The organism is Streptomyces sp. 891-h (assembly GCF_022760275.1).
GTDB classification, from domain to species: Bacteria; Actinomycetota; Actinomycetes; order Streptomycetales; family Streptomycetaceae; genus Streptomyces; species Streptomyces spirodelae.
In genome coordinates, this window is sequence record NZ_CP050693.1 from 2,228,767 (window position 1) to 2,246,902 (window position 18,136).

The 18,136-nt window shown below is 71.0% G+C and carries 14 protein-coding genes; 5 read left to right on the top strand and 9 right to left on the bottom strand.

What is annotated here, in order from left to right:
• Positions 1 to 38 precede the first annotated feature (38 nt).
• The 4 genes from HC362_RS09355 to HC362_RS09370 all read right to left on the bottom strand — a co-directional run bounded on the left by HC362_RS09355 (position 39) and on the right by HC362_RS09370 (position 4,419).
• Positions 39 to 2,120: a SpoIIE family protein phosphatase gene (locus HC362_RS09355; RefSeq protein WP_243083426.1), complete on the bottom strand. Its 2,082-nt coding sequence runs from the start codon at positions 2,118 to 2,120 to the stop codon at positions 39 to 41.
• Positions 2,121 to 2,411: 291 nt separating this feature from the next.
• Positions 2,412 to 2,948 (bottom strand): DNA starvation/stationary phase protection protein, encoded by a 537-nt coding sequence (locus HC362_RS09360; RefSeq protein ID WP_243088455.1) that lies wholly within the window; start codon positions 2,946 to 2,948, stop codon positions 2,412 to 2,414.
• Positions 2,949 to 3,060: 112 nt separating this feature from the next.
• Positions 3,061 to 3,582 (bottom strand): DUF1360 domain-containing protein, encoded by a 522-nt coding sequence (locus HC362_RS09365; protein WP_243083427.1) that lies wholly within the window; start codon positions 3,580 to 3,582, stop codon positions 3,061 to 3,063.
• A 504-nt stretch (positions 3,583 to 4,086) separates the two neighbouring features.
• Positions 4,087 to 4,419: a plasmid stabilization protein gene (locus tag HC362_RS09370; RefSeq protein ID WP_209264648.1), complete on the bottom strand. Its 333-nt coding sequence runs from the start codon at positions 4,417 to 4,419 to the stop codon at positions 4,087 to 4,089.
• A 262-nt stretch (positions 4,420 to 4,681) separates the two neighbouring features.
• Between HC362_RS09370 and HC362_RS09375 the strand changes: the two genes are divergently transcribed.
• Positions 4,682 to 5,326 (top strand): dihydrofolate reductase family protein, encoded by a 645-nt coding sequence (locus HC362_RS09375; protein ID WP_243083428.1) that lies wholly within the window; start codon positions 4,682 to 4,684, stop codon positions 5,324 to 5,326.
• A 49-nt stretch (positions 5,327 to 5,375) separates the two neighbouring features.
• Here the strand turns inward: HC362_RS09375 and HC362_RS09380 are convergent, their stop codons facing one another.
• From HC362_RS09380 to HC362_RS09400, 5 genes are all read right to left on the bottom strand, one after another.
• The gene (locus HC362_RS09380; RefSeq protein ID WP_243088456.1) at positions 5,376 to 5,876 is read right to left on the bottom strand and encodes an ATP-binding protein; all 501 of its coding nucleotides are present in this window, start codon (positions 5,874 to 5,876) and stop codon (positions 5,376 to 5,378) included.
• A gap of 285 nt (positions 5,877 to 6,161) precedes the next feature.
• Positions 6,162 to 6,953, bottom strand: a complete 792-nt coding sequence (locus HC362_RS09385; RefSeq protein WP_243083429.1) for an enoyl-CoA hydratase-related protein — start codon at positions 6,951 to 6,953, stop codon at positions 6,162 to 6,164.
• Positions 6,954 to 7,073: 120 nt separating this feature from the next.
• Positions 7,074 to 8,348, bottom strand: a complete 1,275-nt coding sequence (locus HC362_RS09390) for an Ig-like domain-containing protein (RefSeq protein WP_243083430.1) — start codon at positions 8,346 to 8,348, stop codon at positions 7,074 to 7,076.
• A gap of 274 nt (positions 8,349 to 8,622) precedes the next feature.
• On the bottom strand, positions 8,623 to 9,834 hold the full coding sequence (locus HC362_RS09395; protein ID WP_347568429.1) for an Ig-like domain-containing protein: 1,212 nt from the start codon (positions 9,832 to 9,834) through the stop codon (positions 8,623 to 8,625).
• 265 nt (positions 9,835 to 10,099) lie between these two features.
• Positions 10,100 to 11,176 carry an NAD(P)/FAD-dependent oxidoreductase gene (locus HC362_RS09400; protein ID WP_243083432.1) on the bottom strand — a complete coding sequence of 359 codons (1,077 nt, stop codon included), beginning with the start codon at positions 11,174 to 11,176 and terminating at the stop codon, positions 10,100 to 10,102.
• 115 nt (positions 11,177 to 11,291) lie between these two features.
• Here HC362_RS09400 and HC362_RS09405 point away from each other — a divergent pair, with 115 nt between their 5' ends.
• The 4 genes from HC362_RS09405 (at position 11,292) to treS (ending at position 17,905) form a co-directional block, all read left to right on the top strand.
• Positions 11,292 to 11,903 carry a TetR family transcriptional regulator gene (locus HC362_RS09405; RefSeq protein WP_243083433.1) on the top strand — a complete coding sequence of 204 codons (612 nt, stop codon included), beginning with the start codon at positions 11,292 to 11,294 and terminating at the stop codon, positions 11,901 to 11,903.
• Positions 11,904 to 12,197: 294 nt separating this feature from the next.
• Positions 12,198 to 13,799 carry a M4 family metallopeptidase gene (locus HC362_RS09410; RefSeq protein ID WP_243083434.1) on the top strand — a complete coding sequence of 534 codons (1,602 nt, stop codon included), beginning with the start codon at positions 12,198 to 12,200 and terminating at the stop codon, positions 13,797 to 13,799.
• A 352-nt stretch (positions 13,800 to 14,151) separates the two neighbouring features.
• Positions 14,152 to 16,209, top strand: coding sequence for an alpha-1,4-glucan--maltose-1-phosphate maltosyltransferase (locus tag HC362_RS09415; protein WP_243083435.1), 2,058 nt, complete (start codon positions 14,152 to 14,154; stop codon positions 16,207 to 16,209).
• The gene (gene treS / locus HC362_RS09420; protein WP_209264639.1) at positions 16,196 to 17,905 is read left to right on the top strand and encodes a maltose alpha-D-glucosyltransferase; all 1,710 of its coding nucleotides are present in this window, start codon (positions 16,196 to 16,198) and stop codon (positions 17,903 to 17,905) included. The genes HC362_RS09415 and treS overlap by 14 nt, the downstream gene beginning before the upstream one ends.
• Positions 17,906 to 18,136: the final 231 nt, after the last annotated feature.

Sequence of the window (18,136 nt, forward strand, 5' to 3'; positions counted from 1 at the left end):
ATCACCGTGGCCGGGGTAGCGGTCCGGCGGTCCGCGGCCTAGTGCGGATGCAGCGGGATCTCGCACCACACTCGTTTGCCGTTGCCGCGCGGTTCGACACCCCAGTCGGTGGCGAGCTCTTCGATGAGCATCAGGCCGCGCCCCGAGGTGGACTGCTCGGTCGCGGCCCGGCGCTGCGGGGAGGCGGGTGAGGTGTCGGTGACGGCGATCCGCAGGGCACGGCCGCCGTTGCGCACCGGGCGTGCGGTCAAGGTGGCGTCGCCCTCGGTGTGCAGCAGCGCGTTCGTCGCCATCTCGCTGGCGAGCAGTTCGGCGGTGTCGGCGAGGGAGCCCATCGACCAGCGCTCCAGCGCTGTGCGCAGGGCCTGCCGTGCCGCGTGCAGGGAGCGCGGGTCGCTGGGCGAGATGGTGACGGCCATCTGCGGCGCCGCGGCCCGCCTGCCGGAGGCCCGGCGCAACAGCAGCAGCGCGACGTCGTCCTCCTCGCCGGTGAAGCCGTTCATGGTGCGCAGCAGATGGTCGGCGAGCGCGTCGGGGCGTACGGGCCCGGACCGTACCGCGTCCAGCAGTCGGGCCCGGCCCTCGTCGATGTCCTGGGTGCGGGACTCGATGAGGCCGTCGGTGAACAGCAGCAGTGTGGAGCCGGGTTCCACCACGGTCTCGGACATCGTGTACGGGGGCTGGGCCGACGGTGCGGCCAGCCCCAGTGGGAGCCCGCCGGGGCTGTCGACCCAGACGCAGCTGCCGTCCGGCCGGCGCAGCACGGGTTCCGGATGCCCGGCCCGGACGCTCGCGGCCACCCCGGTACGGGGGTCGAACAGGACCAGGAGGCAGGTGGCGAACCGGTCGGTGTCCAGCTCGGCGAGGAAGGCCGAGGCGCGGGCCATGACGGTCAGCGGCGGATGCCCCTCGGCGGCGTAGGCGCGCAGCGCGATCCGGAGCTGTCCCATCACGGCGGCGGCCGTCACATCGTGGCCCTGGACGTCGCCGACGACGGCGGCGACCCGGCCGTCGGGCAGCGTGACGGCGTCGTACCAGTCACCGCCGATGCCGCCGCGCGCCCTGGCCGGGCGGTAGCGGGTCGCCATGGCCAGCCCGGGCACGTGCGGAATGTGTCCGGGGAGCATCGCCGTCTGGAGTCCGGCGGCGAGCTCGTGTTCCTGGTCGAAGAGGAGGGCGCGCTGGAGCGACTGGGCGATGGTGTTGCTGAGCGCGGTGAGCACGGTGCGCTCGTCGTGGGTGAAGCGGATCTTGCCCTCGTAGGAGAGGCCGACGGCGCCGATGGCGGTGTCGTGTGCGATCAGCGGGAGGAAGACGGCGGCTGTCGTCCGGGGGATCAGCTCCAGGTATCTGCGCAGCCCCGGGTACCGCTGGGCGAACTCCTCACGGTCCGTGACGAAGACCGGCTCCCGGCTGCGGACGGCCTCGCTGAGCGGCAGCGGGGAGGCGATGCGGGAGAGGTGGAAGTCGCGGATGAGGTCGTCGGGTACGCCGTTGGAGCCCACCAGCTCCATCCGCCCGCCGTCGACCAGCCCCAGGATGATGCTGGCCGCGCCGAGCCGCTGGACCAGCCGGGTGGTGGTGAGGGCCTCGGCGACGTCGTCGACCGTCACGGTGGGCGCCAGCGCGTCGTTGACATGCCCCACGATGTCGGCCTGCCGGCGCCGGTCGCTCTTGGCCTGCCGCAGCTCCCGCGTCTGGTCGACGGCCTGCAGCTCCTGGCTGGCGTCCCGGACGATCCCGATGACCTGCGCCGGTCTGCCGGTGTCGTCGCAGATGACGGTGGCCTGGGTGTGCGTCCAGCGCAGCGAGCCGTCGGGAAGACGGACGCGGAAGTAGAGGCTGTAGCCCGTCCGCTCCTTCAGTGCCCGGCCGACCTGCGCCTGGATCTCGGGCAGCTCCTGGGACAGCATCCGCTCGGCGATGGTCGCCGGCCGGTTGTCGTACTCCCCCGGCTTGAACCCCAGAACCGCGAGCCCCGAGTCGTCGTACCGCATCTGGCCGCTGAGCAGGTCCCAGCAGAAGCTGCCCATGCCGTTGACGGCCAGCGCGACATGGGCGGCGACCGGCGGGTCCCCGTGCCGGGTGGGCCCCGTGTTCGGTTCGCGGAAGCGGTGCATCGCTGTCTCCCGATCGCGTGGCCCCGGTGCTGAGTCCCCGCTCGGCGACAGCCACGGCGGCGCGCCTGGCGGGGCCACCTCCCCCATGATGCGGGCCCCGGTCCCCCGCCGCCCGTCGAGGAGCACGGCAGTGACCCGTAAGCGTGAGTGGCCCACGGCCCCTCTCCGCGACAGAGGCGGACGGCCGGGCCGCGACAGCTGCGGACCCCCGCGCCGGGGCGGGGGTCCGCAAGAGCGGGGCTCTGAGGGGCCGGGACCCTGGGGGCGGGAGCCCTGAGGGGCGGGCCGGGATCAGGGCTTGCCGCGGGCCTGGCTGGCGGCCTTCTCGGCGGCGTCCGACTCGGAGTCGTGCGGCCCCGTCGACAGCTTGCCGCCGGAGCTCTCGATGTGGGCGCGGACGAACCACTGGAAGAGCTCCAGCTTCCGCAGGTGCTCGATGAGCAGGTCCTGGGTGACCAGGTCCGAGGTGTCGGTGGCCTCCACCGCCTTGCGGTGGTCCTCGATCACGCCGGTGTAGACGACATCGAGGGCGCCGAGGTGTTCGATGGCCTCGGCCCGTCCGAGTGTGTAGTCGCCCCAGGTCCGCTCGGCGACCAGCACGCCCGGGGTGCCCCAGGGGGAGCCGCCCAGCGTGGAGATGCGCTCCGCCGTGTTGTCGATCATCTCGCGGACGGCCTCGACCTGCGGGTCGAGCATCTCGTGGACGGCGATGAAGTGCGGTCCGATCACGTTCCAGTGCACATGCTTCAGGGTCAGCGCCAGGTCGTTGAGGGCGTGCAGCCGCATCCGCAGAAGCTGGATGACGCTGCCACCGTCGGCCGTGGACATGCCCGGGACGGTGTAGGACGGCTTCGATCCGTTGGTGTGTGCTGCCACGGTGCGCTCCAATCCTCGGAAGCTCGGTAGTCGGCGGTAGTCGGCAGAAGAGTTCGGATGACGGTCAGTCGTCGGGCGAGTGCCGCTGCTGCGCGGCGGCGTACGCGTACTGCAGGAAGTCCGCGCCCGCGACGGCCGACAGTCCGGTCAGACAGGTACGTGCGGCGGCCGGAGCGGCCGCGCGCAGGATGAGCAGCGCGGAGGCCACCCAGGGGGACAGACAGAACGGGCAGGTCACCAGTTCGCCCACGGCGTGCCGGAGCCCCTTCCCGCGCGGTTCCTCCGCCACCTCGGCGGGCGCGCTGGTGCCCCGGTAGCGGGCGAAGGGCGCACGCAGCGGACTGGCCACCGCGTCCTTCGCCACCATCCTGGCCAGCTTGTGAGTGGCCAGCGTCAGCAGCACCAGCTCGCGGGGGCGCAGGTCCTCGGGCGCGCGGCGCCCTGCCCTGCGGGCGGCGAGCGTGGCTCCCACGACGCCGGTGGCGAACGAGGAGAACACGGTCAGATACCCGCCCAGCGGGCGCTCGGCGTCGGGAGCGTACGCGTGCTCGTGCGCCCGTACGACCTCGCGGGCTGTGCGCTGCATGCGGTTGCCTCCCGTGACGTGGACAGGTGCTGCGATTGGGGGTTGCGGGGGCCGGGCAGAGCCCGGCGCGCCTCTGCGGGGCCGGTCGGCCGGGGCGGCCGGTCGACTGAGGCGGCCCGGCTTGGCGGGTGCCCCGGCTCGGCACCGGTCGGCCCGGCTCGGGACGGGAGCCGACCCCGCGCGGGACGGAACCGGCGTGACGCGGTGCCCGTACGGCGTGGCACGGACGGGTCCGACGCGGCGCGGACGCGGTCCGGCACCGCACGGGTCCGGCCAGGTCCGGCGTACGGGCTCGGGCTCGTGGTCGAGTCCGGTTCGGCGTACGACACGGCCGACGTGCGGGTCACAACGCACCCGTACGCCCGCGCCGTACGAGTCCGGCCCGACCTGCGAGCCCGGCACAGCGCACGCGGGTCCCGCAAGGCCCCCTGCCGGGCCCCGCAAGGCCCCGGCAGGGGGCCTTGCGCCCGGTCGGCGTGCCGGGCACGCCGTATGCGCGGGCGGTCAGCGGCGGCCAAGGGCCCGTTGCAGTTCGTCCTTGTTCATGTGGGAGCGGCCCTTGACGCCGCGCTGCTTGGCCTCGTTGTAGAGCTGGTCCCGGGTGGGCCCCGCAGGGCCTGTGCGGTTGCCGGAGCGCTGGCCTCCGCGCTTGGGGGCCGGCTTGTCCTGCACGGACGTGCGGCTGGCCCGCTTGGCCTCGCCCTTCTGGGCGCGCTCCTTGTTCACCGTGCGGGCTGCGATCTCCTTGGCCCGCCCGGTGGAGGCGCCCTGCCGCTTGGCGCCTTCCTTGATGTGCTCGTACTGACGCTCGCGCTTGCGGTTCGACCCTGCAGGCATGGTTCCTCCGTGTTCTGCGGTCTGGTGCTGTCGCGGTCGGCTGCCGGACGTCTGTCCGCTATTGGCGCTTTCGACCGTTTCCATATTCCGCTCTCGCGGTCCGGACGGCGACCGCACCGGCACGCTTCAGCGCCCGGGTTCCACATGCACCGGGCGCCACACCTGGTCTTCGGGCCGCCGAGGAATCGGCCATGGCCGCGGCGATGAGTTCTGCCGAGCCGGCGGGTCTCACCACTGTCACCGACGACACGAGGAGGAACAGGTGGCCCAGCTGCTGAGAGTCCAGAATTTCAACGTCTCAAGTGACGGCGTAGCCGCAGGTGAGGACCAGAGTCTCGAAAAGCCGTTCGGGCATGTTGACCCGGGAAGGATGTTCGCCTGGGCCGGTGCCACCGCGAGCTGGCCCATGCGCACCGATCCCGGGGGGAGCCGGGGCCTCGACGACTACTTCACCCGGGACTTCGCACACGGCATCGGCGCCGAGATCATGGGCCGCAACAAGTTCGGGCCGCAGCGGGGACCCTGGCAGGACCACGAGTGGCGCGGCTGGTGGGGTGACGAGCCCCCGTTCCACACCCCGGTGTTCGTGATGACCCACCACGAGCGCCCCTCGTTCACGCTCTCCGACACCACGTTCCACTTCGTCGCCGGTGACCCGGCCTCGGTACTGGAACAGGCCCGGGAGGCGGCGCAGGGCCAGGACGTCCGGCTGGGCGGCGGGGTGACCACCATCCGGCAGTTCCTCGACGCCGACCTCGTGGACACCATGCACGTGGCCGTCTCACCGGTGCAGCTCGGCTCGGGACTCAGGCTCTGGGAGACACCGGACGAACTGCTCGACCGGTTCCACCTGGAGGTCGTGCCCAGCCCGAGCGGAGTGACACACCACCTGTTCTGGCGGAAGTGACACCAGGACGGTGTTCCCCCGGTGATCCCCGGACGGCCCCCGCGACCCCTCAGTCCGCTGCCCGGATCTCGAACCACGTCGTCTTGCCCCGTGGCAGCAGGTCCACGCCCCAGCGCTCGGCGAGGGTGTCCACCAGGAAGAGGCCCCGGCCGCTGGTGTCCAGTTCACCGACCGGCAGCAGGCAGGGCAGTCCGCGCGAGGGGTCGCGGACCTCCACACGGATCCAGCCCGAGCGCCGCAGCATCCGGATGCCGATGGTGTGCGCTCCGGTGTGCCGCACGGCGTTGCCGACCAGCTCGGAGACGAGCAGCACCGTGTACTCGGTGCGCTGCGTCGGCAGCGCCCAGCGCTGCTGGAGGGCGGCCTGGGCCAAGCGGCGCGCGAGGCGGGCCGATTCGGGGAGATTCAGCAGCGGCACCTCCGCCACGGTGGGATCACCGACCCGGTCGAGAACGGTACTCACCGGCTCGGCGTCCCAGGTCTCCACTGGGTCTTCCGGAACCCGTTCGGTCACGCTCGCCACATCTCCCTGACCCGCCATGGCCCCCATCATGGCGGCAGGTGAGAGCCCCCGGGGGCGGTTCCGGGGTTTCCAAGAAGGCGGAAGCGCGCGGTCCAGGGCCCCGCGCGGGAGGGGCCGCGGGGCCCTGGGAGCGCACAGGCGCGCTCTGACCTGGAATGACATCCCGTATGCAAGTGATCACAAGGCGCCACAAATGAGCCGCGAAAGCGGGCGTACCGCCAACGGGAAATTCCCCCACACGGTGGGGCGCTCGCTGCTCCCGCGCGTACGCCACCCCCCACCACCCCCTCCGAGAGGGGGGCGGCGCACCGCCTAGCGGAACTTCGCCTTGCCGGGGCCCTCCTCGACGAAGCTGCGCATGCCGATCTCGCGGTCCTCGGTCGCGAACAGGCCCGCGAACCAGTTCCGTTCGATCGCCAGGCCGGTCTCGATGTCGGCCTCGAGACCGAAGTCGACCGACTCCTTGGCCGCGCGCAGCGCCAACGCGGGGCCCCGCGCCAGCCGGGCGGCCCAGGCGTGCGCCTGCTGGTAGACCTCGGCGTCCGGCACCACGTGGTCCACCAGGCCGATCCGCGCGGCCTCGTCCGCCTCGACCGTGCGGCCGGTGAAGATCAGGTCCTTCGCCTTGGCCGGGCCCACCAACCGGGACAGCCGCTGGGTGCCGCCCGCGCCGGGGATCAGCCCGAGCAGGATCTCCGGCTGGCCCAACTTGGCGCTCTCGCCCGCGAACCGTACGTCAGCGCAGAGCGCCAGCTCGCAGCCGCCGCCGAGCGCGTACCCTGTGACGGCCGCGGCGACGGGCTTGGGGATGCGGGCGACGGCGGTGAACGCCTCCTGGAGTCCGCGGGAGCGCAGGACCATCGCGCCGTGGTCCATCTCGCGCATCTCTTTGATGTCCGCGCCGGCCGCGAAGACCTTCTCGCCGCCGTAGAGCACCACGGCCCGTACGTCGTCGCGGCGTGACGCCTCCTCGGCGAGCTCGCGCAGCAGGTCCTGGGTGGCGATGTCGAGCGCGTTCATCTTCGGCCGGTCGAGCCGGATGGTGCCGACGCCGTCGGCGACCTCGAGGCGCGCGGTGGCGCCGCTGGGTTCGTTGTCGGTCATGCAGGGAAGGTTAACGGCCGTTACGCGCGGCGGCCCCGGTGCCGTTCCTCACAGCACCGGGGGCTCACAGCACCGGGGAAGCTCACAGCACCGGGGCCGCACGCAGCCGCAGCGGGCGGGCTACCGCTGCGGCGCCGTCCACTTCTCCCAGGACATGTTCCAGCCGTTGAGGCCGTTGTCCGGCTTGATCGTGTCGTCCTGCGAGTTCTTGACCTCGACCACGTCGCCGATCAGCGAGTTGTTGAAGAACCAGGCTCCGGGGGTCCCGTTGTTCCCGCCGCCGCGCATGTCGAACAGACCCACACAGCCGTGGCTGCCGTTGACCTTGCCGAACTGGTACTTGGCCATCCAGTAGTTGCCGTGGATGAAGGTGCCCGAGGTGCTCAGGCGCATCGCGTGCGGCACGTCCTTGATGTCGTACTCGCCGCCGAAGCCGACGGTGTCCCCGTTCATCCGGGTGACCGGGTGCTTCTCGCTGATGACCATCTTGCCGTTGTAGGTGGGGTTGGCCGGGCGCCCCGAGGTGATCGGGAGGGTTTTGATCTTCTTGCCGTCCCTGGTGACGGTCATCGTCTTCTTCTTGGCGTCGACGACGCTGATCTGCTGCCTGCCGACGGTGAACTTCACCGTCTTGCGCTGCGTTCCGAAGACACCGTCGGAGCCCTCGACGCCGCTCAGGTTGAGGTCGACGGTGACCTTGGTGCCGGACTTCCAGTAGTTCTCGGGGCGGAAGTCGAGCCGCTGGTTGCCGAACCAGTGGCCCGCCACCTCGACCTGGGGGTCGGCGGAGACGGATATCGCCTTCTCGACGGCTTCGCGGTTGGCGACCGGCCGGTTGAAGTTGATCGAGAAGGGCATGCCCGCGCCGACCTTGTCACCGTTCTCCGGCGTGAAGTAGCCGACGAAGGTGTTCTGCGGCACAAAGGTGGTGAACGCGGCGTGCTTGGCCGAGGCGCGTCCCTCGGAGTCCTCGGCCACGGCGTCCACGGTGTACTTGGTGCCGGCCGCGAGGTGGGTGGCAGGCCGCCAGACCGTGCCGCCCTGTGCGAGCTCGCCCTTGATCTTCTTGCCCTTGCTGTCCTGGACGGTGACCTTGGTCAGCTTGCCCTTGTCTGCCGCCACCTTCAGGGCGCCGGAGGTCCGCACGCCGTCCGCGCCGTCCTTGGGCGTCACGGTGACGACCGCCTCGGAGGGGCCCTTCGCCGGCTTGTCCTCGTCCTTGCCCTTGGCGCTGGCTCCGGTGCCTCCGCCACCGCCACAGGTGGTGAGTGTGAGCAGCAGGACGACCAGCAGCACCACGAGGCCGACGGCGGAGCCGCCTATGACCTGGGCCCGGCTGTCCCCCCGTATCGTCTGCCACTTGAGCTTGTCCCTGGCCACTGTCTTCAGATCCAAGACGGCCCCACCCCTTGTCCTCACACGGCTTCGCGCACCCGTGTGCGCCCCCGAAAACACAACGCCGCGCCGCCCGGCGTGTGGGGCTCCGACGGGAGACCAGGCCACAGGAAAGGCAGCGCGCGTCCGCCTTGTTAGATAACCACACACCGGTGACAGGGAGCGTCGCGCGCGGGTCACCGTTCGGTCGCGTTTTTGGGGAGGCCGGAAGGAGGCGGAAGGAGGCCGAGGCCCTGGGCGCCCGGGCTGCCGGGTATGCCGCAGTGCCCGGGGCTCACTTCAGGGCCGAGCCCGCGACCCACTTCTCCCAGGGCATGTTCCAGCCGCCGAGCCCGTTGTCGGCGGTCACGGTCCGGTCGTGCGAACCCCGCACGGTCACCAGATCGCCGACGAGCGACTGGCGGAAGAACCGCCCGGCCGGTGACTTGTCGTCACCGCCGCGCTCGTCCTGCAGGCCGATACAGCCGTGGCTGGTGTTCTTCTCGCCGAACGTGCGCCGGGGCGCCCAGTAGTTGCCGTGCAGGAAGGTGCCGCTGCGGGTCAACCGCATCGCGTGGGGCACGTCCTTGATGTCGTACTCCCCGCCGAAGCCCACGGTGTCCCCGTTCATCCGGGTCTCCGGGAACTTCTCGCTGATGACCATCAGACCGTTGTAGGTGGGGTTCTTCTTCGTCCCCGCCGTGATCTCCAGCCGGTCGACGGTGCGGCCGCCGCGCTGCACGGTCAGGGTGTGGCGGCGTACGTCCACGATGCTGCGCTGGTCGCGGCCGATGGTGTACCGCACCTTTTTTCGCTGGGTGCCGTAGACGCCGGGCGCCCCGCGCACATCCCGCAGCCGCAGATCGAGGACGACCTCGGTGCCCGGCTGCCAGAACGTACGGGGCCTGAAGTCGAGCCTGGTGCGCCCGAACCAGTGCGCGGCGACGGGCACGCGGGGGCGGGAGGTGACGCTGATGGCGCGTTCCACCGCTGCCCGGTCGGTGATCGGGCGGCTGAACTCGATCGAGACGATCGTCGCCGTGCCCACCGTCTGCCGGTCCTCCGGCCGGAAGTAGCCCACGAAGCGGTGCGGCGGGACGCGGGTGGAGAAGGTGGCGTGCCGGATCACCCGGTCCCCCTCACCGTCGATGGCCACCACGTCCACCACATAGGTGCTGGCCAGTTGCAGCACCGACTTGTCGCCGCGCCCCGCACCGCCGCGCCCCGTGGCGTTGGCGTCGGAGGCCGGCAGCGGGTGCCAGCGCCGCCGGTCGGCGGAGAACCGGCCCGCGATGGCCCGTCCGGCGTCCTTCCCCTGGCGCTGCATCCGGACGCTGCGCAGCTCGCCCTCGGGTACGGAGACCTCGACCCGGGCGTCGGTGGGAACGCTGTCGGCCCCGTCGTGCGGCGTCACCCGGATGGCGTCGCCCGGCGGTTTGGAGTCGTCCATGACACCGCACCCGACGGGCGCGGCGGACAGCAGCGCGAGCAGGAGAGCGACCACCACGGCGCGCAGCCTGCGCCGCGCGCGGGGCGCGCGATTGTGCGGTACCCCGCCATCTCTTGCCGTCGTGCGCTGTGCGCCCCGTCCCATACCGTCCCCGCTTCTGTGCGTGCCTGCTGCCCGGCGCTCTTCCGCTGTCCAACCCACGCGGACGAACGGACCAACGAAGCGCGTGCGGCGGGGACACCGCGATCACACGTGTGAGCGAGGTTTCCCCTCCGGGAAGGACCGGAAGGAAGGAGCCTGAGCCGCGCCGGGGCCGTGCGGGTCACGGCGTAAGGCGCAGCAGCCGGTCGCGGGTCCGGGTGTGGCGGGTGGTCATGAGGCGGTGCAGAGTACGGGAGGCCAGTGCGGTGCGCTGCGCCCTGCGGCGGCGTTCCGCGTCGTAGGCGCGCAGCGCAGCGGGCAGTCCGCCCGGCTCGCCGTGCCGTTCGACGGCGCGGGTGAGGGCTTCGGCGTCGAGCAGGGCCGTGCAGGCGCCCTGGCCGAGGTTGGGGGTCATGGCGTGCGCCGCGTCGCCGACGAGGGCAACCCGGCCGCCGTGCACGAAGGACGGCAGCGCCGGGTACAGGTGACGCATCTCGTACCGGAGCCGGTCGGCCGGGTCGGTCTCCGTCAGGATGCGGGGGATCGGGTCGTGCCAGCGGGCGAAGAGTCCGCGCAGCTCGTCGGCCGTGGTGGCTTCGGGGGCGACGGCGTACCAGTTGGTGCGTCCCGGCTCGACGGGCGTCATACCGAAGAAGCGGCCCCTCCCCCAGGTTTCGCCGTGCACCGGGCTCACCCGGTCGGCGGTGCCGATCCAGGCGACGGTGCCGACGTGGCGGGGGCGGCTGCGCGTGCCGAAGAAGGCGGTGCGCACGGCGCTGTTGATGCCGTCGGCGCCGACCACCAGGTGGTGGTCGCGGGCGAGCCCGGCGGGGTCCTCGACGCGCTCGCCCAGCTCGAGCGACACGTCGCCGTACGCCTCCAGGGCTCCGACCAGGGCATCGATCAGGTACGGGCGGAAGATGAGGAGTTCGGGGCGGCCGGTCTTCCGCTCGATACGGTCCAGCGGCAGCCTGGCCAGCGCGCTGCCGTCGGGCCTGCGTACGTGGGCGGTGCGGTAGGGCACGCCGTTGCGGTGCAGGGCCGCGGCAACGTCCGCCGAGAGCCGGCCGAGTGCGGTCTGCGCCGTGGGGTGGATGCCGAGCGCGGTGCCGTAGCGCTCCAGTGCGGTGCGCCGTTCCAGCAGGGTGACCTGCCATCCGGCGCGCCGCAGCCCGAGCGCGGTCGCCAGTCCCCCGACTCCCGCGCCGACGACCACGGCTGTGCGTGCTGCCGCACCCGGTACGGACGTGCTGTGCATGACGCCTCCCCTTGGCATCCGGCCGGCCCGAGACAGCCGACCACCACACCTGTGGTACCACGCCTGGGGTAGTGTCGCCAACACCCGTTCGAGCACAGCCGCGAGGAGAGCAGCGATGAATCCGGACCGCCGCGACCGGCTGCGGGACGCCGCCATCGAGGTGCTGGCCGCCGAGGGCGGGCGCGGACTCACGCACCGCGCCGTGGACACCGCGGCCGAGGTGCCCCCGGGAACGGCGAAGAACTACTTCCCGAGCCGCGACGCGCTGTTGGGCGCCGTGGCGGAGCGGTGTGTCGAGCAGTACCGCGCCCTCGCGGACCAACTCGCCGCCGCGGGGCCGCCGTCCGGCCGTGCGGGGCTGCACGCGCTGCTGACCGGCCTGCTGGAGAACGTGGCAGGTCCCGGCAGGTCCCGGCTGCTCGCCTGCCTGGAGCTCCAGGCGGAGGCGGCGCGCAAGCCGTGGCTCGCCGAGGTGATCGATCCGATGGCCGCCTCGGACTTCACCATGCTCGAGGCCGCGCAGCGTGCCGCTGGGCTCCCCGTCACCCCGGAGCGCGCCGCCATGGTCACCCTCGCCATGCACGCCGCGCTGCCGCATCTGCTGGCCAGGGGCGAGCGGACGCTGGCGGCGACCGGGCTGGACGACCCGGCGCGCTATGTCCGCACCGTCCTGGAGACCGTCTACCCCTCCCGCTCGGACTCGGAGTCGCACGCGACCGATACCTGAAGCGCCGTCACCCCTCGGGCACCGGCGCTCCGACGGAGGCACCTCTCCCACTTGTCCGCTATGCGGGCACAGGTTTCGTATCAACGAACAGAATCTGGCCAACCTGTGATCAGAGCGGTGACGCCCCAGTGACATGCCCATGTCGCAAATGGCAGGCTCACCTGAACGCGCCGCGGGACTCGCACAACAGCACGACCTTCATTCGTACGTCCGTGTCGCGCACCGCACTTCAGTTCTGCCCGGACGGTTGATCGCCCATGCCGCCCGGTCCCCATGGCAGAAGGAGCCACCGACGTGAGACCTCTCACCTCCAAGCAGCGGATATCCGCCCTCGCCGCAACGGCGGCCCTGGTAGCGGCGGGTGTCACCGCGGGAACCGCAGGCGCGGCGCCCAGCAAAACCACCTCCGCGAACGGCGCGCTGCCCGCGCAGCTGACCGCGACCCAGCACACCAAGCTGGTCAAGGCGGCGGACACCGAGGCCGCGAAGACCGCCGACGCACGCGCCCTGGGCCTCGGCGCCAAGGAGAAGCTCCACGTCAAGGACGTCATCAAGAACAAGGACGGGACCACCCACGTCCGCTACGAGCGCACCTACGACGGACTGCCGGTGCTCGGCGGCGACCTCGTGGTCCACAAGTCCCCCGGCGGCAAGCGCACCGGCGCCACCAAGGCCACCAACGCGAAGATCGCGGTGAAGACCTCGGCCTCCACCGCGCACAAGCCCACCACCGCGAAGGCCAAGGGCAGCAAGGCGCCCCGGAAGATCGTCTGGGCGGCCGACGGCAAGCCCCGACTGGCCTGGGAGACCGTCGTCGGCGGCTTCCAGAAGTCCGGCGCGCCCAACGAACTCCACGTGATCACGGACGCGAAGACCGGCGAGAAGCTCTTCCAGTTCCAGGGGATCAAGGAGGGCAGCGGCAACAGCCAGTACAGCGGCAAGGTCGAGATCGGCACCTCCGGCAAGGCCGGCAAGTTCAAGATGGTCGACACCGGCCGGGGCGGCAACAGCACCTCCGACCTCAAGGGCGGCCAGGGCGGCAAGGGCAAGGTCTTCACCGACAAGGACGACGTCTGGGGCGACGGGACCACGAACGACCGGGCCACCGCCGGCGTCGACGCCCACTACGGCGCGGGCGAGACCTGGGACTACTACAAGAAGGTGCACGGCCGCGAGGGCATCGCGGGCGACGGCAAGGGCGCGCTCAGCCGGGTCCACTACGGCAACGGCTATGTGAACGCCTTCTGGGACGACTCCTGCTTCTGCATGACCTACGGCGACGGCGAGGGCAACAAGAAGCCGCTCACCTCGCTGGACGTCGCGGCGCACGAGATGTCGCACGGCGTCACCTCGACCACCGCGAACCTGGTCTACGCGGGCGAGTCCGGCGGCCTCAACGAGGCGACCTCCGACATCTTCGCCGCCGCGGTCGAGTTCCACGCCAACAGCCCCGAGGACGTGCCGGACTACCTCGTCGGCGAGAAGATCGACATCAACGGCGACGGCACCCCGCTGCGCTACATGGACAAGCCCAGCAAGGACGGCGACTCGCTGGACTACTGGAGCCCCGAGGCCGGCGATGTGGACGTCCACTACTCCTCGGGCATCGCCAACCACTTCTTCTTCCTGCTGTCCGTGGGCAGCGGGGAGCGTGAGGTCAACGGCGTGAAGTACAACTCGCCGACCAAGGACGGCTCCAAGCTGGAGGGCATCGGCATCAAGAAGGCCGAGCAGATCTGGTTCAAGGCGCTGACCGAGCAGATGACGTCGACGACGGACTACGCGGGCGCGCGCAACGCGACCATCAAGGCGGCCACCGGCCTGTACGGCAAGGACAGCGCCGAGGTGAAGGCGGTCAAGGCCGCCTGGACCGCGGTGAACGTCACCGGCAGCTGATCGCCTCGGTTCTGACACTCGGCTCACGGGCCCTGTCCCCTTCTGGGGGCGGGGCCCGTTCGTGTGCGTACGCGGGTGGGTGTTGCCGGGGCAATATGCCTGCTCAACTCCCGCCTCTGCAGGGCGATTTGATCACGCAAGCGCCCTTTGCGGTCACGGAATCATCACGTACTGTCGGGAACTGCGGCACTTGTCGGACGTCATCGACTCGCCGCCCGTATCCGGCACGCCCCGCCACCCGAGTGACGGGGGCAGGAGCCGTCATGCCCACGCCCGGACAGCAGTCCTCCGCAGGTGACACAGTACGCAGAAGCGCGCCCCTTATACACCGTTACGCCCCATAGGTGAGCCCATGATCGGTCGTATTCCCGTGCTCGATGTCCGCCCCCTCGTGGAGTGCGGAAACCGTCCAGCGAAAGCCGTGGTGGGCCAGACCGTCCCGGTCACGGCGACCGTCTTCCGCGAGGGCCATGAGGCCGTCGGCGCCAATGTGGTGCTGCGCGGCCCGGACGGACGGCGGGGCCCCTGGACGCCGATGCGCGAGCTGGCGCCCGGCACCGACCGCTGGGGCGCCGAGGTCACTCCGCAGGCCGAGGGCCGCTGGAGCTGCACGGTGGAGGCGTGGAGCGACCCGGTCACCACCTGGCGGCAGCACGCGCGGACAAAGGTCCCGGCCGGTATCGACACCGAACTCGTCCTGGCCGAGGGCGCCGCGTTGCACGAGCACGCCGCCGCCGGGGTCCCCGAGCACGCCGGCCGGTCCGTCGTGCTGGAGGCGGCCACCGCGCTGCGCGACAGCGCCAGGCCGGCGGCCGCCCGGCTCGCCGCGGCGCTCACACCCGAGGTGACCGCCGTCCTCGACCGCCACCCGCTGCGCGAGCTCGTCACCTGCGCACCGCCGCTCCCCCTCCAGGTGGAGCGCCGCCGGGCGCTGTTCGGCTCCTGGTACGAGCTCTTCCCGCGCTCCGAGGGCGCCGTGCTGCGGGAGGGCGAACCGCCGGTCAGCGGCACGCTGCGGACGGCCGCCCAGCGGCTGGACGCGGTGGCCGCCATGGGGTTCGACGTCGTCTATCTGCCGCCGGTCCACCCCATCGGCGACACCCACCGCAAGGGACCGGACAACACCCGCTCCGCCTCGGCGCACGATGTCGGCTCGCCCTGGGCCGTCGGCTCCGCCGCCGGCGGCCACGACACGATCCACCCCGACCTGGGCACCATGGCGGACTTCGACCATTTCGTGGCGCGCGCACGCGGCCTGGGTATGGAGGTGGCCCTCGACTTCGCCCTCCAGTGCTCGCCCGACCACCCCTGGGTCAAGGAGCACCCCGAGTGGTTCCGCAAGCGGCCGGACGGCTCGATCGCCCACGCCGAGAATCCGCCGAAGAAGTACCAGGACATCTACCCGCTCAGCTTCGACGACGATCCGGCCGCCGCCGAGTCCATCCTGCGCGAGACGCTGCGGGTGCTGCGGCTGTGGATGGACCACGGCGTGCGGATCTTCCGCGTCGACAACCCGCACACCAAACCGGTGGTGTTCTGGGAGAAGGTCATCTCCGAGATCAACCGCACCGACCCCGATGTGCTCTTCCTCGCCGAGGCGTTCACCCGCCCCGCCATGCTGCACACCCTGGCCCGGATCGGCTTCCAGCAGTCGTACACCTACTTCACCTGGCGCAACACCAAGCAGGAGCTGACGGAGTATCTGACGGAGCTGACCGGCGAGGCGGCCGCCTATCTGCGCCCCAACTTCTTTGTGAACACCCCGGACATCCTGCACGCCTACCTCCAGCACGGCGGGCGCCCCGCGTTCGAGATCCGCGCCGTGCTGGCCGCGACCCTCTCCCCCACCTGGGGCATGTACGCGGGCTACGAGCTGTGCGAGAACACGCCGGCGCGGCCCGGCAGCGAGGAGTATCTGTCCTCGGAGAAGTACGAGCTCCGTCCCCGCGACTGGGCGGCAGCCGACCGCGAGGGCCGCTCGATCACTCCGCTGATCACCACGCTCAACCGGCTGCGCCGCCGCCACCCGGCGCTCCAGCAGCTGCAGGACCTGCACTTCCACCACGCCGACAACGACAGCATCCTCGTCTACTCCAAGCACGCCACCCCGCCCGGCTCCGGCACAGCGCCCGACACCGTGCTGGTCGTCGTCAACCTCGACCCGCACCACACCCACGAGGCGACGGTGTCGTTGGACATGACGCGACTCGCATCCGGACTGAGTGCCGCTCAGTTGAGCGGTGCGGAGTCCTTCCCGGTGCGCGACGAGCTCACCGGAGAGACCTATCACTGGGGCAGGGACAACTATGTGCGGCTCACGCCGGGAGGTGAGTCCCCAGCCGCGGCCCACATCCTCACCCTGCGACCGTCCTCACCGACCGGAGGGTCACCCACTCATGATCGTCAATGAGCCCGTCCCCGACACCTTCGAGGACACACCCGCCAAGGACCGCGACCCTGACTGGTTCAAGCGCGCCGTCTTCTACGAAGTGCTCGTCCGCTCCTTCCAGGACAGCGACGGGGACGGCATCGGCGACCTGAAAGGGCTCACGGCGAAGCTGGACCATCTCCAGTGGCTCGGCGTCGACTGTCTGTGGCTGCCCCCGTTCTTCAAATCCCCGCTGAAGGACGGCGGCTACGACGTCTCCGACTACACCTCCGTGCTCCCCGAGTTCGGAGACATCGCCGACTTCGTGGAGTTCGTGGACGCGGCACACCAGCGCGGCATGCGGGTCATCATCGACTTCGTCATGAACCACACCAGCGACCAGCACCCGTGGTTCCAGGAGTCCCGGCGCGACCCGCACGGCCCCTACGGCGACTACTACGTCTGGGCCGACGACGACAAGCAGTACCAGGACGCGCGCATCATCTTCGTCGACACCGAGGTGTCCAACTGGACCTTCGACCCGGTGCGCAAGCAGTACTACTGGCACCGCTTCTTCTCCCACCAGCCGGACCTCAACTACGAGAACCCCCTCGTCCAGGACGAGATGATCTCCGCGCTGCGGTTCTGGCTGGACCTTGGCATCGACGGCTTCCGGCTGGACGCGGTCCCCTACCTCTACGCCGAAGAGGGCACCAACTGCGAGAACCTGCCGCAGTCGCACGCCTTCCTCAAGCGGGTGCGCCGGATGGTCGACGCCCACTACCCCGACACGGTGCTGCTGGCGGAGGCCAACCAGTGGCCGGAGGACGTGGTCGACTACTTCGGCGACTACGCCAGGGGCGGCGACGAGTGCCACATGGCGTTCCACTTCCCCGTGATGCCGCGCATCTTCATGGCCGTACGCCGCGAGTCCCGGTACCCGGTCTCCGAGATCCTCGCCAAGACGCCGCCCATCCCCTCCGGCTGCCAGTGGGGCATCTTCCTGCGCAACCACGACGAGCTGACCCTGGAGATGGTCACCGACGAGGAGCGCGACTACATGTACGCGGAGTACGCCAAGGACCCGCGGATGCGTGCCAACATCGGCATCCGGCGGCGGCTGGCGCCACTGCTGGACAACGACCGCAAGCAGATCGAGCTCTTCACCGCCTTGCTGCTGTCCCTGCCCGGCTCGCCGATCCTCTACTACGGCGACGAGATCGGCATGGGCGACAACATCTGGCTCGGCGACCGCGACGCCGTCCGCACCCCCATGCAGTGGACGCCCGACCGCAACGCGGGCTTCTCCTCCTGCGACCCGGGAAGGCTGTTCCTGCCGACCATCATGGACCCGGTACACGGCTACCAGGTCACCAACGTCGAGGCCGCCATGAGCTCGCCGAGCTCACTGCTGCACTGGACCCGGCGGGTGATCGAGGTCCGCAAGCAGAACCCCGCCTTCGGGCTGGGCTCGTACGAGGAGCTGTCCTCGTCCAACCCGGCGGTGCTGGCGTTCCTGCGGGAGCTGAGACTGCCCGACGGCGGCGACGACCTGGTGATGTGCGTCCACAACTTCTCGCGGTTCCCGCAGCCGACCGAGCTGGATCTGCGGGCGTGGCAGGGCCGGGTTCCGGTGGAACTGATCGGCGGGGTCCGGTTCCCCGCCATCGGAGAGCTCCCGTATCTGCTGACGCTCGCGGGCCACGGCTTCTATTGGTTCCGGCTGCGCAAGAGCTGATGAGGCCGCTCCTGATGAGGGGCTGCCCCTTGCTGCCGCGTGCGGTCTGCGGGTGTGTTGTGGCTGTGGGGGCACCTCCCGGCCGAAGGCTGGGGGAGCAGTTCCCCGCGCCCCTGAAGGGCCAGCTCTTGCACTGTGCTTGGGCAGTCTGCGCCCTGGGGGTACCTCCCGGACGGAGTCTGGGGGAGCAGGGCTGGCAAGCGCAGCCCAGCATGCCGGGTACGCAACTTG